At 48.2% G+C, this 17,228-nt stretch carries 18 protein-coding genes; all 18 read right to left on the bottom strand.

All coding sequences use genetic code 11. The features are described 5' to 3' along the window. Positions 1 to 3 precede the first annotated feature (3 nt). The 18 genes from BM124_RS05835 to BM124_RS05750 all read right to left on the bottom strand — a co-directional run bounded on the left by BM124_RS05835 (position 4) and on the right by BM124_RS05750 (position 17,214). Positions 4 to 879 carry a hypothetical protein gene (locus tag BM124_RS05835; RefSeq protein WP_093335979.1) on the bottom strand — a complete coding sequence of 292 codons (876 nt, stop codon included), beginning with the start codon at positions 877 to 879 and terminating at the stop codon, positions 4 to 6. Positions 880 to 1,160: 281 nt separating this feature from the next. After that, a complete protein-coding gene (locus tag BM124_RS05830; protein ID WP_244504247.1) occupies positions 1,161 to 2,279 on the bottom strand; it encodes a prephenate dehydrogenase in 1,119 nt (372 codons plus the stop codon). Between the two features lie 63 nt (positions 2,280 to 2,342). Continuing rightward, positions 2,343 to 3,449 (bottom strand): histidinol-phosphate transaminase, encoded by a 1,107-nt coding sequence (hisC, locus tag BM124_RS05825; protein WP_093335977.1) that lies wholly within the window; start codon positions 3,447 to 3,449, stop codon positions 2,343 to 2,345. Between the two features lie 47 nt (positions 3,450 to 3,496). Next, positions 3,497 to 4,303 carry a tryptophan synthase subunit alpha gene (trpA, locus tag BM124_RS05820; protein ID WP_093336152.1) on the bottom strand — a complete coding sequence of 269 codons (807 nt, stop codon included), beginning with the start codon at positions 4,301 to 4,303 and terminating at the stop codon, positions 3,497 to 3,499. Between the two features lie 3 nt (positions 4,304 to 4,306). Further along, positions 4,307 to 5,500: a tryptophan synthase subunit beta gene (gene trpB / locus BM124_RS05815; RefSeq protein WP_093335976.1), complete on the bottom strand. Its 1,194-nt coding sequence runs from the start codon at positions 5,498 to 5,500 to the stop codon at positions 4,307 to 4,309. Continuing rightward, entirely contained in the window at positions 5,481 to 6,137 is a 657-nt protein-coding gene (locus BM124_RS05810; protein WP_093335974.1) for a phosphoribosylanthranilate isomerase, read from the bottom strand. Before BM124_RS05810 ends, trpB begins: the two co-directional genes overlap by 20 nt. A gap of 1 nt (position 6,138) precedes the next feature. Beyond that, the gene (gene trpC, locus BM124_RS05805; protein ID WP_093335973.1) at positions 6,139 to 6,894 is read right to left on the bottom strand and encodes an indole-3-glycerol phosphate synthase TrpC; all 756 of its coding nucleotides are present in this window, start codon (positions 6,892 to 6,894) and stop codon (positions 6,139 to 6,141) included. Further along, a complete protein-coding gene (gene trpD / locus BM124_RS05800) occupies positions 6,875 to 7,912 on the bottom strand; it encodes an anthranilate phosphoribosyltransferase (RefSeq protein WP_093335972.1) in 1,038 nt (345 codons plus the stop codon). The genes trpC and trpD overlap by 20 nt, the downstream gene beginning before the upstream one ends. Beyond that, on the bottom strand, positions 7,905 to 9,419 hold the full coding sequence (gene trpE / locus BM124_RS05795) for an anthranilate synthase component I (protein WP_093335970.1): 1,515 nt from the start codon (positions 9,417 to 9,419) through the stop codon (positions 7,905 to 7,907). Before trpE ends, trpD begins: the two co-directional genes overlap by 8 nt. A 249-nt stretch (positions 9,420 to 9,668) precedes the next feature. Continuing rightward, entirely contained in the window at positions 9,669 to 10,052 is a 384-nt protein-coding gene (gene aroH, locus BM124_RS05790; RefSeq protein WP_093335968.1) for a chorismate mutase, read from the bottom strand. A 1-nt stretch (position 10,053) separates the two neighbouring features. Then, the gene (gene aroB / locus BM124_RS05785) at positions 10,054 to 11,142 is read right to left on the bottom strand and encodes a 3-dehydroquinate synthase (RefSeq protein WP_170840994.1); all 1,089 of its coding nucleotides are present in this window, start codon (positions 11,140 to 11,142) and stop codon (positions 10,054 to 10,056) included. Then, positions 11,142 to 12,314: a chorismate synthase gene (gene aroC, locus BM124_RS05780; RefSeq protein WP_093336150.1), complete on the bottom strand. Its 1,173-nt coding sequence runs from the start codon at positions 12,312 to 12,314 to the stop codon at positions 11,142 to 11,144. Before aroC ends, aroB begins: the two co-directional genes overlap by 1 nt. Before the next feature lie 98 nt (positions 12,315 to 12,412). Further along, positions 12,413 to 13,237 carry a CheR family methyltransferase gene (locus BM124_RS05775; protein WP_093335964.1) on the bottom strand — a complete coding sequence of 275 codons (825 nt, stop codon included), beginning with the start codon at positions 13,235 to 13,237 and terminating at the stop codon, positions 12,413 to 12,415. Positions 13,238 to 13,376: 139 nt separating this feature from the next. Continuing rightward, entirely contained in the window at positions 13,377 to 13,820 is a 444-nt protein-coding gene (gene ndk / locus BM124_RS05770; protein WP_093335962.1) for a nucleoside-diphosphate kinase, read from the bottom strand. A gap of 91 nt (positions 13,821 to 13,911) precedes the next feature. Then, positions 13,912 to 14,883, bottom strand: a complete 972-nt coding sequence (gene hepT / locus BM124_RS05765; protein ID WP_093336148.1) for a heptaprenyl diphosphate synthase component II — start codon at positions 14,881 to 14,883, stop codon at positions 13,912 to 13,914. A gap of 11 nt (positions 14,884 to 14,894) precedes the next feature. Then, a complete protein-coding gene (locus tag BM124_RS05760) occupies positions 14,895 to 15,758 on the bottom strand; it encodes a menaquinone biosynthesis protein (RefSeq protein WP_093335960.1) in 864 nt (287 codons plus the stop codon). Next, complete coding sequence (locus BM124_RS05755) at positions 15,755 to 16,357, bottom strand: UbiX family flavin prenyltransferase (protein ID WP_093335958.1); 603 nt, start codon at positions 16,355 to 16,357, stop codon at positions 15,755 to 15,757. The genes BM124_RS05760 and BM124_RS05755 overlap by 4 nt, the downstream gene beginning before the upstream one ends. After that, positions 16,354 to 17,214: a UbiA-like polyprenyltransferase gene (locus BM124_RS05750; protein WP_093335956.1), complete on the bottom strand. Its 861-nt coding sequence runs from the start codon at positions 17,212 to 17,214 to the stop codon at positions 16,354 to 16,356. Before BM124_RS05750 ends, BM124_RS05755 begins: the two co-directional genes overlap by 4 nt. Positions 17,215 to 17,228: the final 14 nt, after the last annotated feature.

Genomic DNA, 17,228 nt, shown 5'->3' with positions numbered 1-17,228 from the left:
TCGTTAAGCGTAATCAATAGAACGCAGCCGCCCCGGAAATACCCCATTGCAGCAGTATCCGGACGGATTGTTCGACGCGCAGACACGTCCTGCTTTCAATACGTGTCCACGCATGACAACAATGTCCGGGTGTCTGTTTGAAACCGACAGCTGTTTCCGGGCTCCGTCCTTCTGTTCCGTTTTATAGTATAACAGATAATCGGCATCACCTCGAACGACAGACCCCTTTTTAGGATACAGACCGCAGAACTGCAGCTCTTTTTTATTCAACAGCGGCCCCATTTTTAACGGAAGAACCGGAAATTCAGCAGCCAAACCTTTTTCCCATTCTTCCTTCAGCCTATTCTCCTTTATTGTTTCAGGAGGGGGGAAGCGAAACATAAAACTTAACGCAGACGGACCCACCGCCTGCCGGATCCAGTCCCACGGCACATTTTTACAGTCTTTATACGATGAGAAGGTAATTTCGATAAGCGGATATTTGTTTAAAATGACCCCGTGGATGATGGTGGAAGTGAGTTTGTTTGAAGGGATGGAAGGCACCAGTAAATAATCAACCGGAGGCGCGAGCTGACGCTGGAGATTTCGGCCGTCATCTTCCAACCCTCGGCGCGACGTCACGGGCATCAACAGCAGGACCGTTGTAATTCCTTTATGGATCATCGTTGTCCACTTTTTATCTGCATCTTTTCCGAGAAACGAGTCGACACTGCCTCCCAGAGCTGTCGCTGCCGGGGTTATTAGAAAATTCCCAGCCTCCATTCTCATCACTTTTTCATAATGTTCCCTGTAAAGCCCGGTAAATGACTGATTCTGAACTTTTACATGCCTCACCTTTTTCTGGACCGGCTCTTCCGCCGACATAAGCCAGTATGCCATTTTCTTTCTCCTTCCTCCTTCTTTTATTATGAAGCATTATATGCAGGACAACCTGCGGACAGAAGGAGGGATACAGGAAGGAAAAAGGCCGGATAAAAAAAGACCCGGTAAGTAAACGCTTACATACCGGGTTAACAAAAAGTTATTCCATTTTGAGTATGGATAGGAGTGGAGAGAAACCATACGCTTAAGTTTATTATAACTTTTTTGAATGTCATGTCAAGCACATGTTGAACCAAGTGGAAGGAAACGTTGGAATAACGCTTCCTTCTCCGGCATTTTCAACCCATGATATATGTTTCGTAAAGCGCCTGTTCGAGCCGTGTTTTCCCTTCCAGTCTTTCTCTGTCAGAACGAAAAGTCAGCTGCAGCACACCCATGATATCCTCTCTAGTTTCTATGATTCTGATGTTGATGATGCTGATGCCGCTATCAGCAAGCATGCCGGTGACATCCGATATAACTCCGGGGTGGTCCGGAACATCCACAAACAGATCATAATGAGAAGGAAGCGCCCCCCGTTCTTTGGCTGGGAGACCGTCCCGGAACGATTTGGCTGACCCAAAATAGTCGAGAATACCTTCACTGTCCTCCTCTTCAATCATAACCTCCACCGATTCCATCTGGGCTTTCCACTCCTTCATAAGATCCAGTATTACCTGTTTATTATGAAGTAAAATATCACGCCACATGACCGGACTGGCCGAAGCAATCCGTGTAATATCACGGAATCCTCCGGCTGCCATCCGCGTCACCAGTGAATCATCCTTGTGAATATTTTTTACCTGCTGCACAAGCCCTGCTGCGATAATATGGGGGAAATGGCTGATTAAACCCGCTAATTCATCATGTTGATCTGCTGTTAACTCCAGAAATTGAGCCCGGGTTCCCTTCAGCCAATCCTGAAGCTGCATGATGGTAGAAGCAGGAGTACCTTGGATAGGTGTTAATACATAAAAGGCATTTTCAAATAAATGGGCTTTTGCAGCCTGGACACCGCTTTTATGCGATCCTGCCATGGGATGGCCGCCGACAAACTCTACTCCTTTTTCCTTCAGCATGCCGGCTTTTTCCACAATTCTTTTTTTTGTACTCCCAACGTCTGTAACGATGGTCCCATCCTTAAGAGGCATGTCCAGCAGCTGTTCAATCATGACTTCCGTTTTTGTAACTGGTACAGCAAGAATAATCAGCTCAGCGTGCTCCACCCCGTCTGATACATTTTTTGTATCATCATCAATGACACCAAGCGAGCGGCCGAGCTTCAGCTGATTGTCGTCAATATCAACTCCGGTAATATGTACATCATGTTCATTTTTAATGGAAAGAGCAATTGATCCGCCTATCAGCCCCATCCCTATAACACAAACGTTCCTTGGCACAGCCTGTTCCTCCTTCATACCTGTCTCCTCCACTACATACAAAACAGACGCTCTGCAGAGAGGCAGAGCGGCCGTTTACCTTTACTTTTCAGACAACGTGTTGTTTTCGTTCAGGCTTTCTTCAAGCGCCTGCAGGAACAACTGATTCTGCTCTTTTGTTCCTGCTGTCACCCGGATAGACTCAGGAAATCCGAGCGATTCGCCGGAACGTACGATAAATCCTTTTTTAAGGAGCGAATCAAACATTTTGTCTCCCGGAATGCCGGTATCGATCAGCAGAAAATTCGTCTGGGACGGAAGATAGGAAAGACCATGGGAATGACAGAATGCGATAAATTCATCCAGCGCTTTTCGGTTTTCCTTTCGGCAGCTTTCGACATATTCCTGATCATTTAAAGCGGCTGCCGCTGCTTTTTGTGCCATCGTTGTCGTGTTGAATGGAGGGCGTATTGGATCCAGTGCCTGCACGAGCTCTGTGGAACCGGCTCCGTATCCAATGCGCAGCGAAGCCAGCCCGTACGCTTTGGAAAATGTTCGGAGCACCATAAGATTCGGGTATTCATTCATTAACGACAGCGTGTCCGGATAGTCCGGAGCTGTTACATATTCTATATAGGCTTCATCCGAAACGACAAGCACATCGGAGGGCACCTGCTTCAAAAATGTTTCAAATTCCTCTTTCGATGTGTACGTACCTGTAGGATTGTTGGGATTGCATACCCAGATGATGCGGGTATCTGCATCCACCTGTTCGAGCATCGCCGGAAGATCATGATATCCGTTTTTCAACGGTACTTCTCTTATTTCGGCCCCTTCCACAACGGCATTATGCTTGTATTGGGAAAACGTCGGGGAAGCCATCACCGTGTTTGTCTCCGGCGTTAAAAGGGCACGGCACAACATCAAAATAACTTCATCGGACCCCGCACCGAAAATCAGCTGCGATGGGTTCACATCCAGATGCCGGGCGACAGCGGAGCGGATTTCAGCAGCGTAGCCGTCCGGATAAATTTCGGGACTGCGGACCGCTTCTGCCGCAGCTTCTGCCACAGCCGGCGACGGACCATACGGATTTTCATTGGAAGCTAGTTTATGCACGTCAGACAGCCCGAGTTCCTGTTTCACTTCTTCCATCGGCTTGCCTGGTTTGTACGGCTCCATGCCGATAACTTGTGTTTTTACCTTCATCTTCATCTGCACCTTTCATCGTTTTACAAAAATCTTCTTTCTCTATCTTACGACGAAATGAGAGAGGACACAAACGATTTTACCGCATCAAGCGCGCTTGATTTTTCTTCCGGATTCTGCAGTCGTTCCAGGTTTTCCTCTACTTTTTTCATAATCGCACTTCCTACAATGACTCCGTCACATACACCTTCCAGACTCTTAACCTGAGAAGGGTTCGATATCCCGAATCCAGCAGCAACGGGGACACTGCTGTTCCTTTTTACTTTTTCAATAAAGGAGTAAGCTTCCGGTGGAAAGTTGTCTCTCGTCCCTGTGACACCAAGACTTGATACGCAGTACAAAAAGCCCTCCGCTTCTGCGGCGATTTTTTCAATACGGTTTCCTGATGTTGGTGCTGCAAGTGATATGTTCACAAGCCCGCGTTCACCGGCCAATCGATGGATATCCCGGCTTTCTTCATAAGGGAGATCGGGTATGAGGGCACCATCCCCGCCGTTTTCTTTTATTTGATCAAAAAAGTGCTGTTCCCCCATCTGCAGGACGGGATTGTAGTAGGTGAAGGCGATGACGGGAATGGTCAAACCCCTTTCCCTCATAACTGGAATCAGCTCCAGGGCGCGCCGGAGGCTCATTCCGCTTTGCAGTGCGCGTGAAGCCGACCGCTGCAGAAGCGGGCCGTCTGCGAGAGGATCGGAATACGGGATACCAAGTTCAAGAATATGCGCCCCCGCTTCTTCAAGTTTCAAAGCTAGATCAACTGTCGTTTCCTGATCCGGATCGCCTGCCATGATAAAAGGAATGAAGAGCGGATAATGCGCCCGTTCTGCTGCTTTTTGTACATTGTTCCCGCTCATCATTTAAGCCTCCCTTTCCATGAATTCCTTAATGGAATGAACGTCTTTATCGCCCCTGCCGGAAAGACAGATTACGATGGTCTGCTCTTTTGACATCTCTGCAGCCTGCTGAAAAGCCAGGTGAAGCGCGTGTGCTGTTTCCACGGCCGGAAGGATGCCTTCTTTTTTTGTTAACAGCGTTAATGCATCGAGTGCCTCTTTATCCGTCACGCCTGTATACGTGACACGTCCGGATTCTGCAAGATGGGCGTGTTCCGGCCCGATGCCGGGGTAATCAAGACCAGCTGATATCGAATACGGTTCAATAATCTGGCCATTTTCATCCTGGATCAAATACGTAAGCGACCCGTGAATAACCCCTTTTGTCCCTTTATTGATCGTCGCTGCATGCTTCTCGGTGTGGGTGCCCTCTCCGGCTGCTTCAGCACCGAACAGCTTCACATCATCTTCGAGGAAGGGGTGGAACATGCCGATGGCGTTACTGCCTCCGCCGACGCAGGCCGCGACCGCATCCGGAAGCTTCCCTGTTTTTTCAGCCATCTGTTCTTTTGTTTCGTCTCCTATAATTCTCTGAAAATCACGTACCATTCTCGGATAAGGATGGGGACCTACAACCGAACCGATAAGATAAAACGTATCTTCTACATTGGCCACCCAGTACCGGATTGCTTCATTGGTAGCGTCCTTCAGTGTTTTACTTCCGGATGTTACCGGGACGACTTCCGCTCCAAGCAGTTCCATACGGAATACATTCAGTTCCTGCCTGCGCGTGTCTTCTTCGCCCATGAATACTTTGCACTCAAGACCCATCGCAGCACAAACCGTGGCCGTTGCAACACCGTGCTGCCCGGCGCCGGTTTCAGCGACAATTTTTTTCTTTCCCATTCTTCCGGCAAGAAGGGCCTGTCCGATGGCGTTATTCAGTTTATGGGCCCCGGTATGGAGCAGGTCTTCCCGTTTCAGGTAAATGGAAGCTCCCCCGAAATGTTTTGTGATCCGTTCTGCATACGTCAAGGCTGTCGGTCTCCCTGCATATTCACGGAGGGTCCGGTGGTATTCATCAACAAACGCCGGATCCTGCATTGCCTCATCCAGCGCTTCTTCCAATTCTTCCAAAGCATACATCAACGTCTCCGGCACAAATTTCCCGCCGAAATTTCCATATCTTCCTTTTTCGTCAGGATACATGGTTTTCATTGTTGTTCAACCTCTTTTCCATTTCCATTACAAGGGATTTATCTTTTTGTCCTTCTGTTTCAATGCCACTTGATACATCAACACCCCACGGATGAAACTTGACAAGCTCACCTGCGTTATCAGGATTGACGCCTCCGGCAATCAAAACGGGGATGCCGCGTTCTTTACCAAATGAAACATAGCCGGGGACATGGGACCAGTCAAACTGCTGTCCGGTACCGCCCCTTGCTCCCTTTACTTTGGCGTCTACAATAAATCCATCTGCCGCTGCCTCGTACTGCTTCATTTTTTCCAGAGCCTCCGTATCATGAGGCACCGCTTTCCATATTTCTCTGCCGGTTGCGTTCTTTATAAATTCAAGATCACGGACTGTTTCATCTCCTTGCAGCTGTATAATGTCCGGGTTCACTATTTCCACCGTCCGTTCTATTTCCTCCAGAGGTGCGTTAACAAACAATACAGCAATTTTCTTCCCCGGCAGCGGGCATGTATCGAGCCATGCTTTCGCGGTTTCCGGAGAAACGCGCCGGCGGCTCTCGGCCATCACAAATCCCGCATAATCAGCACTCGATTCCGAAACGGTGAAAACGTCATTCAAAGAGTGCAGGCCGCATAATTTCAGTTTCGGCACCGACATATCAGGATTCTCCTTTCAGTGTTCTCAGGGCTGACTCTACGTCGTCCCGGCGCATCAAAGATTCACCCACAAGCACAGCTTTGGCTCCCGCCTGCTGAACAAAGGCCATGTCTTCAGGCGTGTGAATCCCACTTTCGCTTACCAGCAGGGTCTCAGACGGTATATGATGACTCAGTTCTTTCGTTACATCAAGAGACGTTTCAAACGTTGTCAAGTCTCTGTTGTTGATACCGATAAGCATTGGGCGGAACAATCCGAGCACCGCCTCGAGTTCCGCAAGGGAATGGCATTCGACAAGAGCTTCCATTCCTTTGTCCACGGCCGAGAGGTATAAGTCACGGAGTTTTTCCGGTTCAAGGGCGGCTGCAATCAAGAGAACAGCATCCGCCCCCATCCGCCTGCTTTCTTCTATCTGTGCTTCTTCTATCATAAAATCTTTGCGCAGGACGGGCAATCCGGTTTTATGCTTCACTTCTGTTAAATAATCCCGGCTTCCCTGGAAATACGTTTCATCGGTTAACACAGAAAGAGCTGCCGCACCGCCATTTTCATACTGCCCGGCAATACCTGCGGGATCAAACGGAGAACGTATCAAACCCTTTGAAGGGGACGCTTTTTTTACTTCGGCAATAACCTGAACCGTCTCCGGATCTGATTTCAGCGCCTCCGTCAGGGAACGGCGGGTAACCGCTGCTGTATCAGGCATCGTCAATGTTTTCAGCTCTTCTCTTTTGGTATCAAGAATTTGATGAAGCATAACAGGCATTCCCCTCACTCTGCCGCAGATTTTGCAGATGCTGCTTTACGGTACCATGATCCACTGCCTCGGCAGCCATTACCGCACCTTCTTTAAACGTACGGCATTTCCCGGCTGTATACAGGCCGGCGGCCATGTTCATCAGCAGAATATCTCTGGCCGCCCCTTGTTTACCGTTTGTGAATACCGCCTGAATCAGTTCGGCACTTTCAGAGATGTCCTGCACACGGGCATCATCAACCGGGGATGTCTTTAGTCCGAAATCTTCCGGTGTCACGGTATACTCTGTTACGTCACCATTTTTAAGTTCGGCCATATACGTTGGCCCGGCCGTTGTAATTTCATCCATGCCGTCACTTCCGGTCACAAAGAGCGCCCGTTCAGCCCCCAGTCTGCTTAAAGCTTCCGCCATCTTCCTGCCGTAATCCTTATCGAAAACACCGATCACCTGGGATCGGGCGCCGGCTGGATTCGTGAGCGGTCCGAGAAGGTTAAAAATAGTCCGGAATCCGATTTCTTTTCTCGGGGTAACAGCATGTTTCATCGATGTATGATACAAAGGAGCAAACAAAAAGGCCAGATGGTGCCGACGCAGGGATTGTGCCGCTGTCTCCGGAGTGGTCTGAACAGGAAGGCCGAGTGCTTCCAGTACATCGGCACTACCGCTTTTAGATGATACTGACCGGTTACCGTGCTTGGCAACTGGAATACCAAGGGAAGATATACCGATGGCTGAGGCTGTCGATATGTTGTACGTGGAACTCATATCGCCCCCGGTGCCGCACGTATCTATGACATAGTCTTCATCATGTTTCAACGGAACGACGTGGCTCCGCATCGAAGCCGCAAAACCGGTCATCTCATCGACCGTTTCCCCGCGGTAGCGAAGCACAGTTACGAGGCTTGCAATCTGACTTTCAGTCGCCCGCCCCTCCATAATTTCATCCATGGCCTGCTCGGCTTGATTCTGTGACAGCCGTCCGCCTTCCATACATGTTTTTAATATCTCTTTAAACATGGTGATTCTCCTCCTTTTTAGGAAATACTGCTTCTGCCGCTTCTATTGCCTTCAACAGGGCTGCCGCTTTATTCTGTGTTTCTTCGTATTCTTTTTCCGGTAAAGAATCAGCTACAATGCCTGCGCCGGCCTGCACTTTGGCTTTGCCGTTTTCCACAATCATCGTGCGGATCGAAATACAGGAGTCAATACTCCCATCATATCCAAGGTAGCAGACGGCGCCGGAATAAATGCCGCGGCGGTGCGGTTCAAGGTTTTTCAGTATCTCCATCGCACGGAATTTCGGCGCTCCTGATACTGTGCCTGCCGGGAAAGAGGCCTGCAGCGCTTCAATAGGGGTGATTCCCTCTTTCAGTCTTCCGGTTACTTTTGATATCATATGCATAACGTGGGAGAATTTCCCAATATCAAGCAGCACCGGTGTGTTCACCGATCCATATTCCGCCACTCTTCCGGCATCATTTCTGGCAAGGTCGACCAGCATATAATGTTCGGCCCGTTCTTTTTCATCCTGAAGAAGGTCACGGCTCAGCTCTTCATCCTCTTCCACGGACTCTCCTCTTTTCCTCGTTCCTGCGATAGGATGGATTTCAATATGACGGTCCTGCACCTGGATAAGCCGTTCCGGAGAACTTCCTACAACTTCCTTTTCCCCGAGTTTGAGATAAAACAGATACGGGGACGGATTGATCATCCGGAGGGCACGGTAAATGTCAAAGGCTTCAACTGATACCTCCCGCTCAAACCGCTGGGACAGGACAGCCTGAAAAATGTCTCCGGCCTCGATATACTCCTTGATGCGTTCGACATCCTGTTCGTATTTTTCTTTCGGATAGTACGAATGCACCTTTGTAAAATCAGCCTCCGTCTTTTTCTCAAGGGGGGGCTGCAGATGTCCGGGCGTCCGTCCGCCTGCCGTCAACATATCCAACAGACGATTTACACCGGCAGATGCACGGTCAAATCTATCGGACAGAGAAAGCTCTGCATCTTTGTCATAATGAATGAATGTTAATTCCCTGTTTTCATGATCCATGGCTATAATCGTTTCACATAACTGCAGGGTAACCTGATCTTCTTTCGGGACGTCTTCTCGTTTCTTGAGGTCTGGTTCAAAATCTTCAACACTGTCATAAGGAATGACGCCGACCGCCCCTCCCCGGAAGGGAATGTCGACTTCCGGTGGGGCGGGGGCAAGATAATCGATGGCCTCCTCAAAGAGAACCGGCAGAGAGGTGTTTTCCTTCAGCCGTTTTCCTTTCTTATCGGTGAATGTATAATTTCCGCCTTTTTCCGTAATCGTGAATTGAGGACAAAGACCAATAAAAGAGTATCGGGACCACGGCGAAGCTTCATCTTTACTTTCCAGCAGAAAAACAGCTTCTTTCTGAAACGTCTGAAACACTTCAATCGGAGTCAGGGTATCAGTAAAAAATGTGCGGACATAAGGGATCATGTTGTAATTTTGCGCCTGTTTACAAAACGTTGAAAAAGTTGTCTCGGACATGTGCTCACCTCTTTTAGGTATGCAAAAGAAGAGAGCCGGCAGGAGAAAAAAGCGCATCCGGCGGTTCACGCGGGAACCGCCGCCGCTGTATAAAGGATGGGGAAGGGGGTGTCACCATATAAAAAGCCCGAAACAGCGCTGTTTCAGGCACACGTATCCATTCCATGCTCTGCTGCGCTCTTCTCTGCTCATCTCGTCACTCTCTACTCTGCTCTTCTCATGTTCTGGCTATTCTATACTACCTTTATATTACCGGGAATCTTTTCGTTTTGTCAACTCTAAATCCGGACGCAGGCTTACTGCGTCATTTAAGTATACATGGTTGACATTTTCCTGCATCACTTTTGTTTCCGCTGTCAGCATCACGCGTATACAGAGCGGCAGACTTTCCGGAACCGGAATTTCCCGGGCACACATGACAGGAACAAACTGCCATCCTTCTATTAATCTCGTTGCTTTTGCCGGAAATGCGGCATCAAGATCATCGGTTACGGTAAACCATATGTGGGAAACCTGTTCCGGGAAGATATCATTTTCGCGGATCATCTTTTCCAAAAGCCGTTTTGTACTGCTTACGATCTGTTCTTCGGTATTTTTTTTCACCGTCGTTGCACCGCGTACTCCTCTAATCATCTCAGCTTCCCCCCTTTTTCATTTCCAACAGCAGATGAAGAATATCGCGCTCTTTCACTTTTGCAAGAAATGGTCTCTCGGGGGCCGAAGCCAGTACGAACGTCAATTCGCCGGCACGCGCTTTTTTGTCATTTTTCATCGTCTCCACGAGTGCAGCCGGTTCAAAAGCAGACGCTGCTTCCACCGGGTAGCCGAGTGCTGTAAACCACGCCGTTTCATAGGCTATATCCCAATTTGAATACTGCAGATAATTGCTCAGTTTCATGGCAAAAATCATTCCGGCTGCGACAGCTTCGCCATGAGTCAAATTGTTATACCCTGATGCTTTTTCCATTGCATGACCGAGCGTATGACCGTAATTAAGAAAGGCACGTACTCCTGTTTCGCGTTCATCTTCTTTTACAATATCGGCTTTGACAGTCATAGACTGCCTCAGAAACTGCTTCAGGGATTCTTTTTTCATATCCTCTGTGCTTTGAACCTCTGTCCTCAGGCGGCTCAGCAGGTTTGAGTCTTTAATAAAAGCATGCTTTATCATTTCGGCAAATCCGGAACGCCACTCTTTGTCAGGAAGAGAAGAAAGTGTGTCTGTATCGTACAGTACGGCTTCCGGCTGGTGAAAAGCCCCGATGAGATTCTTACCGAGAGGATGGTTAATGCCCGTCTTGCCTCCTACACTGCTGTCCTGGGCAAGAAGAGTGGTAGGGACCTGCACAAATGAAATGCCTCGCATATATGTAGCGGCGGCAAACCCGGCCAGGTCGCCAATCATTCCGCCTCCGAGAGCGAGGATGACGGAGTGGCGATCGAGCCCGGCATGGATACAGGCTGTCATTACCTGCTCGTATTCTTCCAGAGATTTCGACTGCTCTCCTGCCGGCAGCGTGTGAAGATGAACGGGGAGCAGCGGTTCCAGTGCGGTACGCACCGTTTCTGCATAAAGCGGAGCCGTGTTCGAATCACTGATAACCAGCGCTTTGGTTTTCCCTTCCAAAACAGGCGCCAGAAGGTCTGCACTCTGGTGCAGCAGGCCCTCTCCTATATATACCGGGTATTCCCGGCTTGACGTATCAACGATCAGCTTCTCCACTAAAAATCCCTCGCCCATTCTTTATGCGTATTGACCGTCTGCTTCACGGCGTCCATTCTGTCGGATCCGAACATATCCAGTACGGCCGCGGCCACTTCAAATGAAATTACATTCTCCATCACGACCGAAGCAGCCGGCACAGCACAGCTGTCTGACCTTTCAATGCTTGCGTTGAATGGTTCCTTCGTTTCAATATCTACACTCTGAAGAGGTTTGTATAATGTCGGAATCGGCTTCATAACACCCTGTATAATCACCGGCATGCCGTTGGTCATTCCGCCTTCAAATCCGCCGAGATGGTTTGTTTTTCGGTAATAACCGGTTTCAGCGTCCCAGGCTATCTCATCGTGCACTCTGCTGCCGGGCATACCGGCTGCATCAAATCCGATACCGACTTCGACACCTTTAAAGGCGTTAATGCTGACGACGGCACCTGCAATCTTGGAATCAAGCTTTCTGTCATACTGAACATGGCTCCCCATTCCTGCCGGCACACCACTGATTACGGTCTGTACTACACCACCGATGGAATCGCCATTTGCCTTTGCGTCATCAATAGCCTGTTTCATTTTTTCTTCAGCATCCTCGTCCAGGCAGCGGACCGGGGAAGCTTCCGAACGTTCCTTAAGATCCGTGAGATTCTCGTATTCTACGTTTTCCGCCTCAATGCCTCCGATTTCAAGCACCTGGCCGCCGACGTCCATTCCAAGCGCGTGCAGAATCTTTTTGGCAAGAGCTCCAGCACAGACACGGGACGTTGTTTCGCGGGCCGAGGAACGTTCAAGCACATTGCGCAGGTCGCGGTGTCCGTATTTAATGGCACCGTTCAAGTCGGCATGTCCCGGCCTCGGGCGGCTGATCCGGCGTTTTACATTCTGCTCTTCTTCCTCCGATAAAGGAGCCGTTCCCATAATACCCGTCCAAGACTGGTAGTCGTTGTTTTCCACTACCATTGTAATCGGTGCTCCAGTCGTGCGGCCGTGACGGACGCCGCTCATAAACTGCACCTTGTCCTTTTCAATCTGCATGCGCCGTCCCCGGCCGTAACCACCCTGACGGCGCCGCAGTTCCTTATTAATATCTTCTTCCACAAGTTCCAGTCCCGCCGGCACACCTTCTACGATTGTGGTTAACTGGGGACCGTGTGATTCTCCAGCTGTCAAATATCTCATGCGGTATTCCACTCCTTCTTCCATGATCTCTCTTTCGTGCTTTTATGCATTAAATGATAACATATTCAGCGGCGCTTGTGTCGGGAAATATGCACTCGTCATATGTCCGATGTTTTTTTGTAGAAAAACGTATCTTCTGTTTCGAATCCGAACTGTTCCGGATTAAAAATCTGTTCTGTACTTCCTACAAAAAGGATACCGCCTGGTTTCAGTGCTTTATTAAATTTCCTGTAGATTTCTCTTTTTGCTTCGTCGGTAAAATATATCAGAACATTCCGGCATATAATAATGTCATAGCCGTTTTCATATGTATCAGCGAGCAGATTGTGTTTTTGGAACGTTACGTTCTGCTTTAAATCCTCTATGATACGAAAGCCTGTATCCTCTTTATGAAAATACCGGTTAACGATGGGCGTGGAAAGTTCTTTCAGCGCCCTTTCCGTGTACAACCCTGCTTTTGCCCGTTTTAAAATAACATCGTCTATGTCAGTGGCTGTAATGCTGTAATTCCGGACCGAGCTGTTTTCTTTCAGCATAATTGACATCGTATACGGTTCTTCTCCTGTCGAACAGGCGGCCGACCATATTTTCAAACGCGAGGACTGCTGCAGCAGCCGGGGCAGAATGACTTTATTCAGCACATCCCAGCGCTTGGAATTCCGGTAAAATTCAGATACGTTTATCGTCATCCGTTCCAGAAACTTTTCCAGTACAGATTCATCTTTACTTATTCCTCTGCTGAAAAAATCCTCGAAACTCTGATATCCGCGTTTCTCATAAAACGAAGTCAGACGCCGTTTCATCTGAGCTTCTTTATACAGCGATAAATCAATTCCCGTCTTTTTTTTCACGTTTTCTTTGAAACGAACGTAATCGGACTCTGACCCGAAACGAACTCCTGCAGCTTCACCTTTTTCACTCATGTGTGTGCCCTCTTTCACTTTCTGAATCTTGCTGATATTGTATCATGACATACAGCAGGTGAACAGTACGCTTATAACAGCCTTACACCGGATTTTAAAAAACACCCTTCCATTCGGAAAGGTGTTCTTACGGAGGGATTTACACCCAGTCGGTTATATTTTTTTCGTAAGACTGAATCTCGTCTTTGCTGAAAAACAGGTTCATTTCACGTTCTGCACTTTCAGGGGAATCGGATCCATGAATAACATTCATGCCGACCTGAACGGCATAGTCTCCGCGGATGGTACCGGGGGCAGCCTCAAGCGGATTTGTTGTCCCCATCATTTTACGGGCTTCGGTAATCACATTTTCTCCTTCCCAAATCATCGCAAACACAGGCCCCGATGTAATAAACGAAATCAGACTGTTGAAAAACGGCTTATCCTTTAATTCCGCGTAATGCTTTTCCGCCGTTTCCCGCGGGATGGACATTAACTTGGCTGCTGCCAGCGTGTAACCCTTGTTTTCAAAACGCTGCACGATATCTCCGACAAGGTTGCGCTGTACGCCGTCGGGTTTCACCATGATAAACGACTGTTCCATCTTCATCCCTCTTTCCTATGTAATCGTTCGCTTAACCGGTATGATTATACCAAACTCTGAAAGCGTTAGCAACTTCCGTTACATAAGGGGATCAGCTGCTGCGGCTCCCGATGTAGGATGCGATATCCAGAAGCGATTTTTTGGCTGAAATATCCTCAAGTTCATCCAGGGAACGAAAAGCCTTCTCCAAGTACTGCCTGCTCAACGTTTTAGAATACTCTATCCCGCCGGAGCGGTTGATCATATCGAGAAGGGGAGAAATATCGCCCGGCTCGTCTCCATTTGCTCCGATAATCCGGTTGATTTCTTCCCGGCAGAATGGATCATGATGCATCGCATACAATGCCGGCAGGGTAACGTTTCCCTGCTTCAGATCGCCGCCGGCCGGTTTGCCCAATTCTTTTTCCGTTCCCGTAAAATCCAGAATATCATCAATTATCTGGTAGGACATACCAACATTATAACCATAATAATAAAGGCGGTTTTGATCTTTACGCGAGGCACCTGCACTGATAGCGCCGAGCTGGCAGCTGACAGCGATCAAAAGCGCAGTCTTGCGCTTAATACGCCGCAAGTAGGTTTTGAAATTCTGATCCCAGTTATATTGATCACGTATCTGTTCTATTTCACCCAGGCACATCTCCATCATTGCATTGGAGATTACCCGGTGAATCGTTTCATTTTCAAAAAACGAAGCTTTCTCAATCGCCTTCGCAAAAATATAGTCCCCTGTATACATCGCGACACGGTTGTCCCATCTCGCCTTAATCGTTTTACTGCCGCGGCGCAGATCGGCATCGTCAATGACATCATCATGAACCAGGGACGCCATGTGGATCAGCTCAAGAGCTGCAGCAATATATTTGACGCGGTCGATCTCGTAATGTCCAAATTTAGCACTTAGCAGCACAAACACCGGCCGGATCCGTTTGCCTCCTGAATGAAGCAGGTGCAAAGACGCCTCCCGAAGCACCGGATGATCAGCTTCCACGGCACGTTCAAGCTCTGATTCTATTTTTTTGATATCCGGTTTGAGAAACATGTACAGGTCGGCCAACTTCATGATATTCACCTTCAAAATAAGTATTGCACCTCGTTTCCGGCTGTCCACAGCTGAATGTGGTTTACGGGGGTCTTGAAAAAATCGTATTTGTATAAAAGTTTGAAATAATAAAGCAATCCTTGTTTTTCCCGTTCCCGAAAATCATAATGCAGACCGCGGAAATAATTATCCCAGAAATCGGGGCTTCCGCCGTGTTCAATCTGCACATCCCGTATCATCTGTTCAAAACAGCTGTATAGCGACAATGCTTTGCTGTAGTGAAAAGCTTTAAACAAACTTTTGATGATATCCGGTTCATTTTCGGAAGCTTCGTTTCTCACTGCAAAGACGGCGTATGTCATCGGCAGTCCGGTATGTTTATACCACAGTTCACCAAGATCATAACAATAGAGCGACGGATCCGGATTCCATGATTCACGGATGGCATCATCCCCTATCAATAAAAAGGCATCATGTTCTGCTTTCATTGTTTCTGAATCAGGCTGCATCGTTTGATAATCAATTCTTTTAAGACCATAAAATTCCGCAAGAATTACTTTTAATAAATGAACGGATGTCGCGCTTGATGAAGTCAAAGCAATGGAACTGCCTTCAAGCTCTTCCATTCTCTTTTTCGAAAAGAAGAGAATGGACCCTACTTTTCCGTAGGAAGATACTGACAAATCCGGAAGGAGTTCCAGATTCCCGGCATTTTCCCCGTAGGCAAACGAAGAAATGCCTGCCGCATCAATGGACCCTTCTTTTATGCCTTCATTCAGCTGTGCCGGTACCTTGGGATAAAACAGGCATCCCTGGCTTTCCAGTTTCCGTTTATTCAGAAAATGAAAAGCGGGTATTATATTGGTATAGGAAATTTCGCCGATTCTAATGCTCACTTTTTCTGCCCCCATCTCGTAAATAAAGCGTGATCCACTCCGAGACTGTCCAGAATCTTGCCGGCGACAAAATTGATCAAGTCCTCTTTTGTTTCGGGAAGATGGTAAAAGCCCGGCATGGCCGGTACAATAAGAGCTCCATTTCTCTCCGCTCTGCTAAGATTCTCAAGATGAATACCATGCAGCGGAGTTTCCCGCGGCACAAGAAGGAGCGGGCGCTTTTCTTTCAGCTGGACATCCGCCGCTCTTTCAATTAAATTTCCGGAAATGCCGTTGGCGATTTTAGACAATGTTCCCATAGAACATGGTGAAACAACCATTCCATCGGTATGATGAGAGCCACTCGCAATCGGAGCCTTGAAATCCTGGAGTTCGTGCATGGTCCATTGATTTTTTTGGTAATCGGCAAACAACTGCCGCACGCACTCATCTCTGTTTGATGTATCAAGCAGAAGCTCTTCGCGGAATACCTGCCACCCCGCTTCGCTGACTAAAAAGTGAATGTGGTGCCCCTGCCTGAGCAGCTCTTCTGTCACACGAATGCCGTATACCGCTCCGCTGGCCCCGGTAATGGCTACTGTGAATGTTTTTACAGTCATATCAGCATATCCCCAATCGTGAAAAACAGCATAACAAAACTGATGACACCGTTCATTGGAAAAAAAGCGACGCCGACTTTGGACAAGTCATTGGGTTTCACAATGGAATGCTCATACGTCATCACCAGCCCGGCGATCAGCACCCCTGCCAGATACACCCAGGAAAGCGGCGAAAGAAAATGCAGGGACAAGAGTGCAATAAAGCTGATGAAGTGAAAAAGTCTCGCCATCATTAAAGCTTTCGGAATGCCAAACCGGGAAGGAATCGAATAAATCCCCTCCTGCTCGTCATGTTCTTTATCCTGTGTAGCGTAAATGACATCAAATCCTGCAATCCAGAATGCTACTGCAAGAAAAAGCAGAAAAGCTTCCGGGCGAAGTGTCCCGGTTGCACCGACCCAGCCCCCAAGCGGTGCAATGGCAATCGTTGCACCGAGAAAAACATGGCAGAGCCAGGTAAAACGTTTTGTATAGGAGTAAAGCGTCAAAAAAAACACAGCCACCGGAAGAAGGTACACCGAGAGCATGTTCAGCTGAAACGCCGCCGTTAACAACACAAGCAGCGAAACGACGGTAAACAGTATACTCTGTTTCATGGATATCAGTCCTGCGGGTATGGCGCGCCCGGCCGTACGGGGATTCTCTTTATCTATACGGGCATCAATGATGCGGTTCATTGTCATTGCAGCACTTCTCGCCCCAAACATCGCAAGAGTGATCCATACCCATTCCATGACCGACGGCCACGTTCCTTCCATCATTAAATTTCCAAGTACTGCGCCGAGAAAGGCAAACGGAAGGGCAAACACCGTATGTTCGAATTTTATCATTTCAAGTATAATTTTTATTTTTTTCATTTATGTACTTCCTT

It is taken from the genome of Salibacterium halotolerans (assembly GCF_900115625.1).
Lineage (GTDB): Bacteria > Bacillota > Bacilli > Bacillales > Marinococcaceae > Salibacterium > Salibacterium halotolerans.
This window is presented reverse-complemented; position numbering and strand designations above follow the sequence as displayed.